18 protein-coding genes are annotated in these 13,946 nt (G+C 70.8%); 11 read left to right on the top strand and 7 right to left on the bottom strand.

Features of this window, described 5'->3' with window-relative positions:
* Window positions 1-29 precede the first annotated feature (29 nt).
* The 3 genes from QM714_RS05240 to QM714_RS05230 are packed head-to-tail and all read left to right on the top strand — an operon-like array spanning window position 30 to window position 3,065.
* The gene (locus tag QM714_RS05240) at window positions 30-1,322 is read left to right on the top strand and encodes an MFS transporter (RefSeq protein ID WP_415098262.1); all 1,293 of its coding nucleotides are present in this window, start codon (window positions 30-32) and stop codon (window positions 1,320-1,322) included.
* Between the two features lie 13 nt (window positions 1,323-1,335).
* Window positions 1,336-1,923, top strand: a complete 588-nt coding sequence (locus tag QM714_RS05235; protein WP_415098260.1) for a DUF5998 family protein — start codon at window positions 1,336-1,338, stop codon at window positions 1,921-1,923.
* Window positions 1,920-3,065, top strand: a complete 1,146-nt coding sequence (locus QM714_RS05230) for an alkaline phosphatase family protein (protein ID WP_415098258.1) — start codon at window positions 1,920-1,922, stop codon at window positions 3,063-3,065. The genes QM714_RS05235 and QM714_RS05230 overlap by 4 nt, the downstream gene beginning before the upstream one ends.
* Before the next feature lie 11 nt (window positions 3,066-3,076).
* Here QM714_RS05230 and QM714_RS05225 read toward each other — a convergent pair whose 3' ends face one another.
* Window positions 3,077-3,730, bottom strand: coding sequence for a thymidine kinase (locus QM714_RS05225; protein ID WP_415098256.1), 654 nt, complete (start codon window positions 3,728-3,730; stop codon window positions 3,077-3,079).
* Window positions 3,731-3,784: 54 nt separating this feature from the next.
* Between QM714_RS05225 and QM714_RS05220 the strand changes: the two genes are divergently transcribed.
* Window positions 3,785-4,615, top strand: coding sequence for a sulfurtransferase (locus QM714_RS05220; RefSeq protein ID WP_415098254.1), 831 nt, complete (start codon window positions 3,785-3,787; stop codon window positions 4,613-4,615).
* Here QM714_RS05220 and sepH read toward each other — a convergent pair.
* Window positions 4,587-5,585 carry a septation protein SepH gene (gene sepH, locus QM714_RS05215; RefSeq protein ID WP_415098252.1) on the bottom strand — a complete coding sequence of 333 codons (999 nt, stop codon included), beginning with the start codon at window positions 5,583-5,585 and terminating at the stop codon, window positions 4,587-4,589. The genes QM714_RS05220 and sepH overlap by 29 nt on opposite strands.
* 226 nt (window positions 5,586-5,811) lie before the next feature.
* Complete coding sequence (locus tag QM714_RS05210) at window positions 5,812-6,993, bottom strand: MFS transporter (protein WP_415098250.1); 1,182 nt, start codon at window positions 6,991-6,993, stop codon at window positions 5,812-5,814.
* A gap of 62 nt (window positions 6,994-7,055) precedes the next feature.
* On the opposite strand from QM714_RS05210, the gene QM714_RS05205 reads away from it, so the two are divergent.
* The 3 genes from QM714_RS05205 (at window position 7,056) to QM714_RS05195 (ending at window position 9,507) form a co-directional block, all read left to right on the top strand.
* Window positions 7,056-8,159: a ferrochelatase gene (locus tag QM714_RS05205; RefSeq protein WP_415098248.1), complete on the top strand. Its 1,104-nt coding sequence runs from the start codon at window positions 7,056-7,058 to the stop codon at window positions 8,157-8,159.
* Entirely contained in the window at window positions 8,159-8,998 is an 840-nt protein-coding gene (locus tag QM714_RS05200; RefSeq protein WP_415098246.1) for an inositol monophosphatase family protein, read from the top strand. Before QM714_RS05205 ends, QM714_RS05200 begins: the two co-directional genes overlap by 1 nt.
* A 218-nt stretch (window positions 8,999-9,216) precedes the next feature.
* On the top strand, window positions 9,217-9,507 hold the full coding sequence (locus QM714_RS05195; RefSeq protein WP_415098244.1) for a DUF4193 domain-containing protein: 291 nt from the start codon (window positions 9,217-9,219) through the stop codon (window positions 9,505-9,507).
* A gap of 43 nt (window positions 9,508-9,550) precedes the next feature.
* Here QM714_RS05195 and QM714_RS05190 read toward each other — a convergent pair whose 3' ends face one another.
* Both QM714_RS05190 and QM714_RS05185 read right to left on the bottom strand, forming a co-directional pair.
* Window positions 9,551-9,862: a DUF4235 domain-containing protein gene (locus QM714_RS05190; protein WP_415098243.1), complete on the bottom strand. Its 312-nt coding sequence runs from the start codon at window positions 9,860-9,862 to the stop codon at window positions 9,551-9,553.
* Window positions 9,862-10,338, bottom strand: a complete 477-nt coding sequence (locus QM714_RS05185) for a DUF3093 domain-containing protein (RefSeq protein ID WP_415098241.1) — start codon at window positions 10,336-10,338, stop codon at window positions 9,862-9,864. Before QM714_RS05185 ends, QM714_RS05190 begins: the two co-directional genes overlap by 1 nt.
* A gap of 49 nt (window positions 10,339-10,387) precedes the next feature.
* On the opposite strand from QM714_RS05185, the gene dut reads away from it, so the two are divergent.
* Genes dut through QM714_RS05165 form a run of 4 tightly spaced genes read left to right on the top strand, consistent with a single transcriptional unit; the run spans window position 10,388 to window position 12,599 of the window.
* Window positions 10,388-10,861, top strand: a complete 474-nt coding sequence (gene dut / locus QM714_RS05180; RefSeq protein ID WP_415098239.1) for a dUTP diphosphatase — start codon at window positions 10,388-10,390, stop codon at window positions 10,859-10,861.
* 35 nt (window positions 10,862-10,896) lie between these two features.
* A complete protein-coding gene (locus QM714_RS05175) occupies window positions 10,897-11,532 on the top strand; it encodes a DUF3710 domain-containing protein (protein ID WP_415098237.1) in 636 nt (211 codons plus the stop codon).
* 15 nt (window positions 11,533-11,547) lie between these two features.
* A complete protein-coding gene (locus tag QM714_RS05170; RefSeq protein WP_415098235.1) occupies window positions 11,548-11,901 on the top strand; it encodes an OB-fold nucleic acid binding domain-containing protein in 354 nt (117 codons plus the stop codon).
* Complete coding sequence (locus QM714_RS05165; protein ID WP_415098233.1) at window positions 11,898-12,599, top strand: DUF3159 domain-containing protein; 702 nt, start codon at window positions 11,898-11,900, stop codon at window positions 12,597-12,599. Before QM714_RS05170 ends, QM714_RS05165 begins: the two co-directional genes overlap by 4 nt.
* 10 nt (window positions 12,600-12,609) lie before the next feature.
* Here QM714_RS05165 and QM714_RS05160 read toward each other — a convergent pair whose 3' ends face one another.
* Window positions 12,610-13,275 (bottom strand): potassium channel family protein, encoded by a 666-nt coding sequence (locus QM714_RS05160; protein WP_415098231.1) that lies wholly within the window; start codon window positions 13,273-13,275, stop codon window positions 12,610-12,612.
* On the bottom strand, window positions 13,275-13,922 hold the full coding sequence (locus QM714_RS05155; protein ID WP_415100987.1) for a potassium channel family protein: 648 nt from the start codon (window positions 13,920-13,922) through the stop codon (window positions 13,275-13,277). Before QM714_RS05155 ends, QM714_RS05160 begins: the two co-directional genes overlap by 1 nt.
* Window positions 13,923-13,946: the final 24 nt, after the last annotated feature.

Here is a 13,946-nt window from a genome sequence, read left to right as displayed (position 1 = left end):
GGCCGTCGACTGGCGGAGAGTGGTGCCTTGTGACCGATGTGCTCTCCACCGGATCCCAGCGGGTCCGGCTGCGTGATCTCGACCCACGCGCGCTGCGGATCCTGGCGGGGTTCGCGTTCTATGCCCTGGGCAACGGTCTGACTATGCCGTTCTTGTATGTCTACCTGGCCGAGGTGCGTGGATTCCCGACGGCCACGGTCGGCTGGGTGTTCGCCTGGATGGGCCTGCTCGGCTTCGTGGTCGCCCCGCTCGGCGGGACGCTCATCGACCGGTTCGGGCCGCGCTGGGTGATGCTGGTGGGGTTGGTGGCCGAGGCTGCCAGCCTGATCTACCTGGGTCACGTCGACACCGTGCTGAAGGGCTTCGCCGTGGCGTCGGTATTGGTGATCGGGGTCTCCGGTCTGTGGCCGGCATCGACGGCGATGTTGACTCGCCTGGTGCCCTCCGAGGCGCGAGAGACCGTCTACGGCTACAACTTCATGCTGCTCAACGCCGGACTCGGGATCGGAGGAGTGATCAGCGCGCTGATCATCGACACCGAGTCGGTGGCGTCCTTCCAGCGGCTCTACCTGATCAACGGGCTGACCTACGTCGGCTACATCGCGGTGCTGCTGACCCTCCCACGCGGGACCGGGGTGACCCCGCCCGCGGACGACGCCGACAGCTCGGGCGCCCAACCGTCGTGGGCGGTGGTGCTGCGCGACCGGACCTTGATCCGGGTGGTGGCGATCTCGATCCTGGCCGTCACCTTCGGCTACGCACAGCTGGAGGCGGGTATGGCGGCGTACGCCGTCGACGTCGCCGAGATCCCAGCGCGCGCCCTGGGTTGGGCGTACGCCGCCAACACCGGCGCGATCGTGCTCGGCCAGCTGGTGGCCCTGCGCTTCATCAAGGGCCGTCGTCGCAGCGCGATGCTGGCGTTGACGGCCGCTACCTGGTCGGCCTCGTGGGTCGTCATCGGCCTCTCCGACGCGGTGCCGGGGTGGCTCGCCGTCGCGGCGGTGATCGCCGGGCTGGGCCTCTTCGGCCTCGGCGAGACGCTGTGGGCGCCCGTCGCCCCCGCGGTGGTCAACGACCTCGCCCGCGAGGAGCTGCGCGGCCGCTACAACGCGCTGCAGGGGATGACCTGGACGATCGGCTCGATCATCGGTCCGGCGCTGGCCGGGATGCTGATCGGACACGGGCTGCCCCTGGTGTGGGTTGCCTGTGTCGTCGGCGGGACCGCGACCGCGAGCCTGCTGTTCCTGCGCCTGCGCACTCACCTCACCGACGCCCAGGACGGGCTCTCCACAGCCGGGCCGCCAACCCTCCCGAGCGCGTGACACACTGGCGCTCATGCGCCGTACCCTGATCGACGAGCAGGACCGCTCCGCTGACCTGCGCCTGGCCATCGACCGCACTGGCTACTACCCCGAGGTCGTCGCCGATGCCGTCTCCGGGGCCGTGGCCGGTGAGCAGGTGGTGTCGTTCTTCGTGCACCACGAGCCGACCTTCGAGCGTGACGAGGTGCGCCGCCACCTGACGGTGGCCGTGCTGACGCCGAGTCGTCTGGTGCTCGCGCACACCGACGAGTACGCCGGCGATGACCTGCTGCCCGAGCCCTACACGTCCACCTCGACCGAGGCGATCGCGCTGTCCACGGTCCGCTCGGTGGTCGTCACGAGGATGGTCACCAATCCCACCGAGGGCCCGTCCTCGCCGGCCGAGGCCGTGCTCACCATCGGGTGGGGCGGGGTCGGTCGGATCGATCTCGAGCCGGCGAGCTGCACCGACCCCGAGTGCGAGGCCGACCACGGCTACACCGGCGTCCTCGCCAGCGACGACTTCTCCCTGCGGGTCTCGGCCGCTGCCGATGGAGTCGACGCCGTCTCCCGGCTGCTCGCCTTCGCGGAGTCGCTCTCCGCGCGGACCCAACCCGCGTGACCAGCAGCGCCGAGTCCGCCGGATTCGTCCAGCCTGCCTACGGGAGCAGGTCCCTCGGTGATGTGGTGCCCGCGATCGCGGTCGCCCTCGGCCTCAGCGCCGCGATCCCAGGCCCCACTCCGACGGGCCTGGCGCTCCCGCCCGCACCGGCGTACGTCGTTCTCCTCGTCGACGGCCTCGGAGCCGAGCTGCTCGGGCGCTACGCCTACGCCGCGCCGTACCTCTCCGGTTTGCTCGCTGGTCAGCAGGCCGGGACTGCCGGGGTGCCCTCGACGACGGCCACCAGCCTGACCTCGCTGGGGACCGGGTTGACCCCTGGCGTGCACGGTCTGGTCGGCTTCACCTCACGGGTGCCCGGGACCGAACAGCTCCTCAACGCCCTGTTCTGGGACAAGCGCATCGACCCGATGGAGTGGCAGCCGCATCCCACCGCCTTCGCGGACCTGGCGGCCACGGGCGCCGAGGTCACGGTGGTGAACAAGCGTGAGTTCGCGTCGTCGGGGCTGACGGTCGCCGCGCATCGCGGCGGCCAGTTCGTCGGCGCCGACCGCGTCGGCGAGCGGCTCGCCGCGGCGGCTGCCGCGGCGCGAGCCCGGCCGTCCCTCACCTACGTCTACGAGGGTGACCTGGACTGGACCGGCCATCGGTACGGCGTCGCGTCCGAGCAGTGGCTTCAGCAGCTCAGCATGGTCGACGCCGAGGCCGAGCAGCTGCGCGCCGCCCTGCCGTCGGATGCCCGGCTGGTCGTCGTCGCCGACCACGGCATGGTGGACTCGCCGTCCGACGACCGAACCGACGTGGACACCCACCCCGAGCTGCGAGACGGCCTGGTCCTGCTGGGCGGAGAGGCGCGGCTGCGCCACCTCTACTGTGCGCACGGTGCCGTCGCCGACGTGGCCACGACCTGGCGAGAGCACCTCGGCGATCGGGCGCTCGTGCTCACCCGCGAGGAGGCGATCGGGCGGTCCTGGTTCGGCCCGACCGAGCCCCAGGTGCTGCCCCGCCTCGGCGACGTGATCGTCGCCTGCCGAGGCAGCCACGGCGTCTTCTCCAGCGTCGACTTCGGCTATGAGACCACGCTGATCGGCCTGCACGGTTCGCTCACCCCCGACGAGATGCTCATCCCGATCCTGGTCGGCTGAGACCTCCGGGGTCAGCCGAAGGGGAGAGGCTCGGGGGCGAGCGAGACGGCCCGGGCCCTGGCCGCGGTCAGGCCGCGGCGGTGGTGCTGACGGCACAGCACCTCGTAGGCGATCTCGGCGGGGGGTCCGCCGGGCTCGTTCATGTCACCGACCACGATCACCTCGCCGTCGGTCACCATCACGCCGTCCTCGGTGCGAGCGTTGTGGGTGGCGCGCTTGCCGCACCAGCACAGCGCCTCCACCTGGAGCACCTCGGTCCGATCGGCGAGCTCGACCAGGCGAGCGCTCCCGGAGAACAGCCGGGTGCGGAAGTCGGTGAGGATCCCGAAGGCGAACACGTCGATCTGTAGCTCGTCGACGATCTTGGCTAGCTGTTCGACCTGGGCGGCGGTGTAGAACTGCGCCTCGTCGCAGATCAGGTAGTCGATCCTGCGGCCCTGGGTGAGCTCGTCGACCACGTGCCGCCAGAAGTCGAAGTCGGGCGCCACCTCGAGAGCCTCGGCCACCAGACCGAGCCGGCTGGACAAGGTCGCCTCACCCGCCCGGTCGTGGGTGGTGAACATCTGGCCCACCCGGCCACGCTGAGCGTGGTTGTGGTTGGTCTGCAGGGCCAGCGTGCTCTTGCCGGAGTCCATCGTCCCGGTGAAGAAGTGCAGTTCCGCCACGCTGAGGAATCATGCCACCCACCCCCGACCACGCCGTGCCCTACGGTCCTGGGTATGGACCCGTCACCCGTGATCGACGTCGAGGCGCTGGCCGATCAGCTGGCCGACGTGACCGTGCTGGATGTCCGCTATCGGCTGGCCGGCCCCGCTGGGCCGGGGGAGTACGCCGCCGGACACGTCCCGGGTGCGGTGTACGTCGACCTCGACACGGCGCTCGCCGCCCCGCCTGGGTTGGGTGGTCGGCACCCGCTGCCGGACTCGGACGTGTTCTGCGAGGCGATGCGACGGGCCGGTGTGCGCCAGGACAGGCCGGTGGTGACCTACGACGACTTCGGTGGCCTCGCGGCGGCCCGGGCCTGGTGGCTGCTGCGGCACTACGGCCATCGGTCCGTCGCCGTGCTCGACGGTGGCTGGCCCGCGTGGGGGGCCTCTGGCCACCGGGTGGAGACGGGTCCGCCGGCCGAGATCGAGTCCGGTGACTTCAGCGGAGCTCCAGGCGCCATGCCCGTCGTCGACGTGGACGCCGTGACCCAGGTGGGTGTGCTGATGGACGTGCGGGCGCCCGAGCGCTTCCGGGGCGAGGTGGAGCCGATCGACCCGGTCGCCGGCCACATCCCGGGCGCGGTGAACGTGCCGACCGGCCAGACCCTCGACGAACACGGCCTACTCCGCCGGCCCGAGGAGCTGGCCGCACTGTTCGGATCGGTGGGCGCCGTCCCGGGCACCGACGTGGCGACCTACTGCGGGTCCGGGGTCACGGCGGCCCATGCCGTGCTCGCTCTGGAGCTGGCGGGGGTCAGCGCCGCGCTCTACCCCGGGAGCTGGTCGGAGTGGATCACCGACCCGCAGCGACAGGTTAGTCGCTCTTCCCGCCGCCGAACATGATCTCGTCCCAGCTCGGCACCGACGCGCGGCCACGGGTCTTGCGCACCTGGCGACGGTGCGGCCCCTCGGCGAGTTCTGCTTCGGCGGTCTCGGGTTCGACCGCGGCCGCGCCGTCCACCTGAGCTCCCTCGTCGTCGAAGTCGGGCTCCGTGTGTTGGACCGAGGAGTCGTGTGCCGACGCGGAGTTGGGGTTCTGGTGGGCGAAGACCTGGTCCAAGAAGGCCTCGGCGGGCTGTTCGCTGCCGAGCATCGGGTCCAGAGGAGCCTCCTCGGCCGGCGCCTCGGTGACCAGCTCGATCGCGTCGTCGCCCAGCGGCAACTGGTCGTCGGCGACAGCCGTCAGCCGACGCCGCCTCACTGCCGAGAGGTCGTCGGTGAGGTCCTGGGTGGGGGCGTCCGGCAACTCACCGACCAGCCAGCGGGCGTCGTCGTCCTCGGCGACCACGAAGTTGCCGGGGCCGTCGAAGGCGAAGGTGGCGGTGCCGGTGCGGGCCGCGCAGGCATAGACGGCGGTCAGCGTCCAGCGGCCGTCGGCCCGCTTCCAGGAGTCCCAGTCGACCGCGTCGGCGTTGACGTTGTGCTCGCGCAGGGCCGTCTCGGTGGCCTCCCCGAGGGTGCGGGCGCCGGCCTCGCTGGACTTGCGGCGCACCGAGGCCCGCTGGGCGCGCTCGGCCACGTGGGCGCGCTCGGCGAGCACGGGCGCGGCGAACGGCATGATCTTCTCGACCGTCGTCTGGGCGGCCTGGGCGACCACCTCGGGCGTCTCGCCTGCCCGGATGCGGGCCTGGATATCGCGAGGACGGAGGGCGCTTTCCATGTCGATCTCCAACTGGCCGAGGCGGGAGCGGTCACCGCGGAGGGCGGAGCGGAGCGCGGTGTCGACGTCGAGGGTGTGCTCGGTGCCCGCGGCGTCGACGAGAAGCAGACGTGTCTTGTCCGCACTCAGCCCTACCAGCGTGAGGTGCGTCATCGTCGCGGTCTGCTTCCTGACTGTGTCTCCGGTGGCCCGAGCCTACGCCAGCGGTGCAGCCGCCCCGGTGCACCACGACGGCGCGCCGGTGAGCCGATCACGTGTGCGCTTCCCTCAGCACGTGTTTGAGAAGCCCATGGCCCGCTGCGCGACGCCCCGAGGGCGCTCCGCTGCGTTGCGAAGTCTCGCGGACAACCCCTACTGGCGGGACCTCTTAAACACGTACTCAGTGATCGGAGTCGCGGGAGGCGACCTGTGCGGCCAAGGCGGCCAGCACCCCGGCGGCCAGCGGGAGGAGGTACGCCGTCGAGGCGCCGTAGCTGTCGATGAGGACACCGGCCACGGCCGCCCCCGGCGCCACCCCGCCGGCGATCCCCGTGTGCACGATGGACATCCCTTCGGTCAGCCGGCTGCGCGGCACCGTCTGTTGGGTGAGCGAGTTCGTCGCGATCAGGGTGGGCGCGATACTGAAGCCACCGATGAACAGCACCACGGCGAGCACCGGGATCGAGTGGATGAAGGCCAGCGGCGCCATCGCGACCGCCATCGCCATCGCGCCGATGCGCAACCGGTCGCCCGGGCCCAGCCGCCAGCGGACCACGCCCGTCGCGATGCCGGCGATGAGACTGCCGGAGGACCACAGGGCCAGCAGGAAGCCGGACGATCGCTTGATGCCGTGCTCCTCGGCGAACGCGACGGTGACGACCTCGGCCCCCCCGAACAGGGCACCGAGCATCAGGCAGACCACGGCGATCGCGGCCATCGCCCGCCAGGGCATCGGATCGGTCGCGCGGAGCCCTGATCGGGACATATGGGCCGGTGGCTCGGTCCGGCGCTGGCCGGCGAGCAGCAGGGTGCCGACCAGCGCTGCAACAACCGCCGTACCCAACCCGGCCAACGGATGCCACGCGGTGGCGAGGACGGTGACCAGGATCGGGCCGGTGACGAAGACGACCTCGTCTAGCACCGACTCCAAGGCGTAGGCGGTGTGCACCTCGACCGGCACGTCGAGCACATGGGACCAGCGCGCCCGCACACAACCGCCGATCGTCGGCTGGCTGGCTCCTGCCACACCGGCGGCGACATAGGTGACCAGACGAGGCCACTCCTCATAGGCAGACCACGCCATCACCAGCATGCCGGCGGCGAAGACCAGCACCAGCGGGACGAGCACGCGGCTCTGTCCCAATCGGTCCAGGAGGCGGCCCTGGAAGACGGAGAACACCGCGTTGGTGACCAAGAACACCGCGCTGACCGATCCGGCGATCGCATAGGAGCCCGTGGTCGCCGAGACCAGCAAGACGATGCCCAGCCCGACCATCGAGATCGGCAGCCGGGCGACCAGACCGAAGGTGCTGAACGCCAGCGCCCCGGGTCGCCTCAGGACCTGCCGGTACGAGTCGAGCACGAGAAGTCAGCGTAGGCACCGCCACCCGGCACCAGCGAATCGGCACCTCCTACGATGAGACCATGCCCGGCCCGTCCGCTCCGTCCGCCGATGTATGCCCCTACGATGCCCTGTTGCTGGTCTCCTTCGGTGGCCCCGAGGGACCAGACGACGTGGTGCCGTTCCTGGAGAACGTGACCCGGGGAAGAGGCATCCCGCCCGAGCGCCTCGAGCAGGTCGGCGAGCACTACTTCCAGTTCGGCGGCCGGTCACCCATCAACGACTTGAACCGTGACCTTCTCGACGCGATCCGGGCCGATCTGGCCGCCGCCGGGATCGATCTCCCGGTCTATTGGGGCAACCGCAACTGGCATCCGTTCCTCGCCGACTCAATGCGGGAGATGGCCAAGGACGGGGTGCAGCGGGCTGCCTGCTTCGTCACGTCGGCCTACTCGTCCTACTCCTCCTGCCGGCAGTATCGCGAGGACCTCGCGGCCGCGGCCGACGACGTCGCCGACGGTCCGCGACTGGATCGACTGCGCGGCTACTTCAACCACCCGGGCTTCGTCGAGCCGGCTGTCGACGCGACACTGGCGGCCTGGGCCGAGCTCCCCGAGGAGGCCGGGCCGGATGCCCGCTTGGTGTTCGTGACCCACTCGTTGCCGGAGGTGCTCAGCGCGAGCAGCGGGCCCGACGGCGGTGCCTACGTCCGCCAGCACGAAAGCGTCGCGCGGGAGATCGCCGGGCGCGTCTCCCGCGCCGTGGGGCGTCAGGTCGAGAGGTCGCTGGCGTTCTGCTCGCGGTCGGGGCCACCTCAGGTGCCGTGGCTGGAGCCCGACGTCAACGACCACCTCGAGGAGTTGGCCGCCGACGACGCCACTGGTGTGGTGCTGGTGCCGGTCGGGTTCGTCTCCGACCACATGGAGGTGATCTACGACCTCGACACCGAGGCGATGGCCACCGCCGCCAGGCTCGGTCTGCCCGCGGCCCGAGCAGCCACACCGGGCCGGGATCCGCGGTTCGTGGCGCTGGTCCGCGATCTGCTGCTCGAGCGGGCCGCGACCGAGCGTGGCGAGGTGCCGACCCGGGCGGTGGTCGGGGACCTGCCCGCACCGCACGACCTCTGTCCAGCCGGCTGTTGCGCCAACCCGCGCAGCAACCGGCCCGCGTTGGGCGGACTCGACTGATGGGCGGCCCGACGACATCGGCCCCGACGACATCGGCCCCGGCGCCGGCCGAGCTGCTTGAGATCGGGCTCCGCGTCGCCGCGGAGGCCGCAGAGCTGATCACGGTCGAGCGTCGGTCGGCGGTGTCGGTCGCCGACACCAAGACCAGCGCCACCGATGTGGTCACCAGGGTGGACCGAGCTAGTGAGGAGCTGATTCGGTCGCGACTGCTCGAGGCACGCCCCGACGACGGCTTCCTCGGTGAGGAGGGCGGCAACGACACCGGCACGAGTGGAGTGCGGTGGGTCGTCGACCCGATCGACGGCACCGTCAACTTTCTCTACGGTCTGCCCCGTTACGCCGTCTCGGTCGCGGCCGAAGTGGACGGGGAGGCGGTGGCCGGCGTCGTCTGGGACGTGCCGAGCGGGGTCCGCTTCTACGCCACCTTGGGAGGTGGCGCCTTCCGCGACGGGGAGCCGATCGGTGTCCGCGAGCCGACCCCTCTCGCGCACCGCCTGGTGATCACCGGCTTCAGCTATCGCCCCGAGGTGCGCACGATCCAGGCCCAGGCGATCGCGCGGCTGCTGCCCATCGTGCGAGACATACGCCGGATCGGGTCGGCCGCCCTGGACATCTGCCACGTCGCGGAAGGGTCGGCCGACGCCTACGTCGAGGAGGGTCTCAATCCATGGGACCACGCAGCCGCCGGCCTGGTCGCCCGGGAGGCCGGCGCGCGGACGCTGCTCACCACCGGCGCTGGGGGCGGCATGACACTGATGGTGTGTGCTCCCGAGCACGGTTTCGACGAGTTCCTCGCCACGGTCACGGAGCTGGGCTTCCTCGCCGGTCCGACCAGCTGACAGGTTCCTGGGCCGACCCGCCCCGGTGGTGGCACGGCCCCCACGATCGCGGGCTTGACCGGGGGAATACTCTGACCCGGTCGTCCGTTCAGCGACGCGGTGCCGGACTCGGTGTGCATCGGGGGCCGTGATGGTGCACAATCTGGCGCCGGACACCCCTCCACGGCGATTTTCATGACGACGGGCCTGGCTGGCCCGAAGGAAGCGATAGACAACACATGGCGACCGACTACGACGCACCCCGCAAGACCGACGACGAGGCGTCCGAGGAGAGCATCGAAGAGCTCAAGGCGCGCCGTCACGAGAAGAACTCGGGCAAGGTCGACGAGGACGAGGCAGAGGCCGCGGAGTCGTTCGAGCTTCCCGGTGCCGACCTCTCCCACGAGGAGCTCGCCGTCGAGGTCAAGCCTCGTCAAGAAGATGAGTTCACCTGCATGAGCTGCTTCCTGGTCCACCACCGCAGCCAGCTCGCCGACGCGAAGAACCTGATCTGCCGCGACTGCGCCTGACCCAGCGACCGGTCCGCAGCGCAACCAGTCCGCAGCCCGGGCCTCAGGTGGTCGAGGCCTGCTGCTGCTGCTGGTCGTCGTCGCCGACGCCCGGAGGCAGGTGGCCGGTGCTGCGCAGGAAGTAGCTGGCGGCTCGGCGCTGGACGAGCATCCGGGCCAGCGCCACCAGGGTGCCGCTGACCATCGCCCACAACACCGCCTCCCGCGCACTCACTTGTGGGTCGGCCGGGTTCTGGGGCGGCGTCTTGCCGGTGGCGAGCCGCCAGGTCGCGGTGGCGCCCTTTCTGGCCAGGGCAGCGGCGGCCAACGCGGCCGCCACCGAGAAGACCGACCAGATCTTGGAGCTCGACGCCATCAGTCCTCCTGGGTGAGATGAGTCTGGTTCACCCTAACCATCGCCTCGTCCAACGCGCGCGCCAAGGCCTCGGGATGCCGGGTTGCGACCTGCCAGTACGGCGTCGGATCGGCCGGATCGATCAGGTCGACGCGCACGGAGCGCTTGAGGTAGGGGCGCAGCAGCAGGTAGGCCCGCGCGTCGGCGTCGACCCCGGCCAGTCGTCGGCTCGCCTCCGCGTCCAGGGGTGTGCTCGTGCCGAGGTGGATCACCTCGATGCGGGCCGAGCCCGCCTGGAACCACTGTCCGGTGACCCGGACGCGCGCGCCGCCGTAGGAGAAGAAGAACGCCGAGATCAGCGCCGCCACCACGACGGTGACCGCCCAGGCTGCCGCCTCCGGGAGGGAGACGATGGTGGCGAGCCAAGCACTGGCGACCATCATGGTCGCCTGCACCCACCAGCGCAGCGGGACGCTGAGCCGCTCGTCGTACAGCACGCGGACAGCCTAGTAAGGGCCGCCTTGCTCTGAGAGTAGGGTCACCGCCGTGATCACGCCCGAGGAGAGCCCGTCGGTCGATGTCGAGCTGCTCCGGCTCGACCCGGACCTGCCACCGCCGGCCTACGCCCACCCCGGCGACGCCGGTGCCGACCTGCACACTGCCGTCGACGTGACCGTGGCGCCCGGCGAACGGGTGCTGGTCCCGACGGGGGTGGCGATCGCCCTGCCAGCGGGATACGTCGCTCTCGTCCACCCCCGCTCCGGGCTGGCGGCCCGGCATGGTCTGAGCATCGTCAACACGCCGGGCACGGTTGATGCCGGCTATCGAGGTGAGATCAAGGTCCTTCTGGTCAACCTCGACCCGCGCGAGCCGGTGGAGCTGCGACGCGGCGACCGGATCGCCCAGCTGGTCATCCAACGGGTGGAGCAGGCCAGGTTCGTCGCTGTGGACGCCCTGCCGGACTCCCAGCGTGGCCCCGGGGGATACGGTTCTACCGGCGGCTTCGGCCGCCCCGAGTAGTCGCCCGAGCAGCGGGCCATCGCGCCGACGAGGAGTTGTCAGAGTTGTTCCGTCGCAAGCGAGCCAGCGCAGCCGGCCCCGACGATGCCGATGCCGCTGTGTCCGAGGACGGTGGTGGAGGGCCGACGCCCGCGGGCCCCTTCGACATCGAGGAGGTGGGTGACGACGGAGTGGACCGGGTCGACCTCGGCTCGCTCCTGGTGGCACCCGAGCCCCACCGCGAGGTCCGGATCCAGGTCAACGACGCCACCCAGGCCGTCCAGTCGGTCCTGATCGCCGGTGAGGACGGCGCCGTCGAGGTGCGTGCCTTCGCGGCACCGCGGAACGGCGACCTGTGGTCGGAGGCCCGTCGCCAGATCATCGCCGAGGCGGCGCAGCAGGGCGGCACCGCGACCGAGCAGGAGGGCAGATTCGGCACCGAGGTGCTGATCGAGCTGTCGGTGCAGCTCCCGGACGGCAAGCCGGGAATCCAGCACCAACGGCTGGTCGGAGTGAACGGCTCTCGCTGGATGTTGCGCGGCTCCTTCGTCGGCGCTCCCGCGACCGATCCGGAAGCCATCGACGCGTGGAACGAGACCTTGGCGGCCCTGGTCGTCAACCGGGGCGGGCACGCGATGCCCCCGGGTGACGCACTCCCGCTGAGCCTGCCGCCCGACGCCCGCGGCGGCTGAAGTTACCCTTGGCGCATGGGACGGTTGCGAGAGACGCTCAGCTCGTGGGCGAACAGCAGCCAGCAGCATGCCCGCGACATGCGCGAGACTTTCGCCACCTCCGAGCTGGACACCATTGCCGCGGCGCCTGACCGCACCCCGGTGCGGCTGCGCGGCACCCTGCGCACCGTCACCCTGCGTCCGCGCGGGGGCGTGCCGGCGCTCGAGGCGGAGCTGTTCGACGGCTCGGGCGTGATCACCGTGATCTGGCTGGGTCGGCGCCGCATCGGTGGCATCGCACCCGGTCGCTCCCTCCAGGTGTCCGGCCGGATCGGCGTCCACGACGGTGTCCGGATCATGTTCAACCCCCGCTACGAGCTGCTTCCGTGACGGAGGAACCGTCTGCCGCCGACACCGTGGAGGCGCTGGTCCGGCAGCAGTTGTCCGAGGCGCTGGGCGGGCGTCGCGGCATGGTCGAGGCCGCCGTACCGACCCTGCTGTTCACCGCGATCTGGTTGCCGACCAAGAACATCGAGCTGGCCCTAGGTGTCTCCCTGGCCGCCGCACTGGTGTTGTTGGCGGTGCGGCTGGCACAGCGCTCCACCGTCCAGTTCCTGGTCAACGCGCTCATCGGCATCGGCATCGGCTGGCTGTTCGTCCGGCTCGCCGCCCGCGGCGGTGGCTCCGCGGAGGACCAGGCGCTGGCCTTCTTCCTCCCCGGCATCCTCTACAGCGGGGTCTACTCGATCGTCCTCGCGCTGAGCTGCCTGACCCGCTGGCCCTTGGTCGGCTTCATGCTGGGTGGCGTCACCGGTGACACCGTCGGCTGGCGACAGAACCCCCAGGTGGTGCGACTCTGCACCCGGCTCACCTGGGTGCTCGGACTGCCGGGGATGATCGGCGTGCTGCTCCAGGGCCCGGTCTGGCTGGCCGGCACCTCGGGTGCCATCTCCGCCGAGAGCGCGGTGGTGCTGATCAGCGCGCTGCGCTACGGCCTCGGCTGGCCGTTGCGGATCGGTGCCTTCGCGCTGATGACCTGGCTGCTCGCTCGCAACCGCACCCCGCTCACCCTCGAGCCGGGCACCTGAGGTCTCGCCGTCAGTGGTGGCCGGGGGCGAGCACCTTCTCCAACTCGGCCTCGACCTCGGCGGGGGCCACGAACAGCAGCTCGTCGCCGGACTCGACCGGTTGGTCGGCCTCGGGCAGGTAGACCTGGCCGTCGCGCAGGATGGTCACCAGCGCGCAGTTCTCCGGAAAGGGAATCAGGCCGGCCGGCGTGCCGACGTAGGGGGAGTCCTCGGGCAGTGTCATCTCGACCAGGTTGGCGTTGCCCTTGCGGAAGGTGAACAGCCGCACCAGGTCGCCGACGCTGACCGCCTCCTCGACGAGCGCCGACATGATCCGTGGTGTGGACACGCTGACGTCGACGCCCCAGGCCTCGGTGAACAGCCACTCGTTGTTCGGGTGGTTGACCCGGCCGACCGTGCGGGGCACGCCGAACTCGGTCTTCGCGAGCAGCGAGATGACGAGGTTGGCCTTGTCGTCACCGGTTGCAGCGATCACCACGTCGCAGGTGTCCAGCCCCGCCTCGGCGAGGGAGGAGAGCTCGCAGCAGTCGGCCAGCAGCCACTCGCCGTCGGGGACCCGCTCGGGCTTGATCGCCCTCGGGTCCTTGTCGATGAGGAGCACCTGATGTCCGTTGGTGATCAGCTCGCGAGCGACCGAGCGGCCGACCGCGCCGGCTCCAGCGATGGCGACGCGCATCAGCTCTCCTCCGGGCCCTTCTCCAAGGTGGCGTAGGCGTGGGCGGCGTTCTCCTCGCGCATGACGAGGTGCATCATGTCGCCCTCCTGGAGCACTGACTCACGGTCGGGGAGGATGCCCTCTCCGAGCCGGTCGATCCAGGCGATCCGGCTCCGGGTCTGCTCTTGCAGGTGGATGGTCCGCTGCCCGATCCAGGCCTCCGGCACGCCGAGGTGGTCCAGCCGGATGGTGCCGGACGGATCGCGATAGTCGGGCTCGGCGTTGGCCGGCAGCAGCCGCCGGAGCACCTGGTCCGCGGTCCATTTGACGGTGGCGACCGTGGTGATGCCGAGCCGCTGGTAGACCTCGGCACGACCGGGGTCGTAGATCCGCGCCACGACGTTCTGGATCCCGAACGTCTCCCGGGCGACCCGGGCGGCGATGATGTTGGAGTTGTCGCCGCTGGAGACCGCCGCGAAGGCGTCGGCTCGGCGGATGCCGGACTTCTCCAACACTTCCTGGTCGAAGCCGTAGCCGGTCACCTTGTCGCCGTTGAAGCCCGGCCCCAGCCGCCGGAACGACTCCGGGTCGCTGTCGATGATCGACACGGTGTGATTGCGGTCCTCGAGGCTTCGGGCGAGCGTGGAACCGACCCGACCGCAGCCCATGATCACGACGTGCACGATGAAACG

It is taken from the genome of Nocardioides sp. (assembly GCF_047602075.1).
GTDB lineage: Bacteria > Actinomycetota > Actinomycetes > Propionibacteriales > Nocardioidaceae > Nocardioides.
Note: the sequence above shows the minus strand (reverse complement) of the source record. Positions and strands in the feature narration are given on the sequence as shown.

Coding starts and splice junctions, on each gene's coding strand:
- QM714_RS05220 (WP_415098254.1), top strand. CDS start 3,785: ATGGACCCGTCACCCGTGATCGACGTCGAGGCGCTGGCCGATCAGCTG.
- QM714_RS05190 (WP_415098243.1), bottom strand. CDS start 9,862: ATGGCGTCGAGCTCCAAGATCTGGTCGGTCTTCTCGGTGGCGGCCGCG.
- QM714_RS05160 (WP_415098231.1), bottom strand. CDS start 13,275: ATGCGCGTCGCCATCGCTGGAGCCGGCGCGGTCGGCCGCTCGGTCGCT.
- sepH (WP_415098252.1), bottom strand. CDS start 5,585: ATGACGCACCTCACGCTGGTAGGGCTGAGTGCGGACAAGACACGTCTG.
- QM714_RS05195 (WP_415098244.1), top strand. CDS start 9,217: ATGGCGACCGACTACGACGCACCCCGCAAGACCGACGACGAGGCGTCC.
- QM714_RS05200 (WP_415098246.1), top strand. CDS start 8,159: ATGGGCGGCCCGACGACATCGGCCCCGACGACATCGGCCCCGGCGCCG.
- QM714_RS05155 (WP_415100987.1), bottom strand. CDS start 13,922: ATGGGCTGCGGTCGGGTCGGTTCCACGCTCGCCCGAAGCCTCGAGGAC.
- QM714_RS05170 (WP_415098235.1), top strand. CDS start 11,548: ATGGGACGGTTGCGAGAGACGCTCAGCTCGTGGGCGAACAGCAGCCAG.
- QM714_RS05235 (WP_415098260.1), top strand. CDS start 1,336: ATGCGCCGTACCCTGATCGACGAGCAGGACCGCTCCGCTGACCTGCGC.
- QM714_RS05205 (WP_415098248.1), top strand. CDS start 7,056: ATGCCCGGCCCGTCCGCTCCGTCCGCCGATGTATGCCCCTACGATGCC.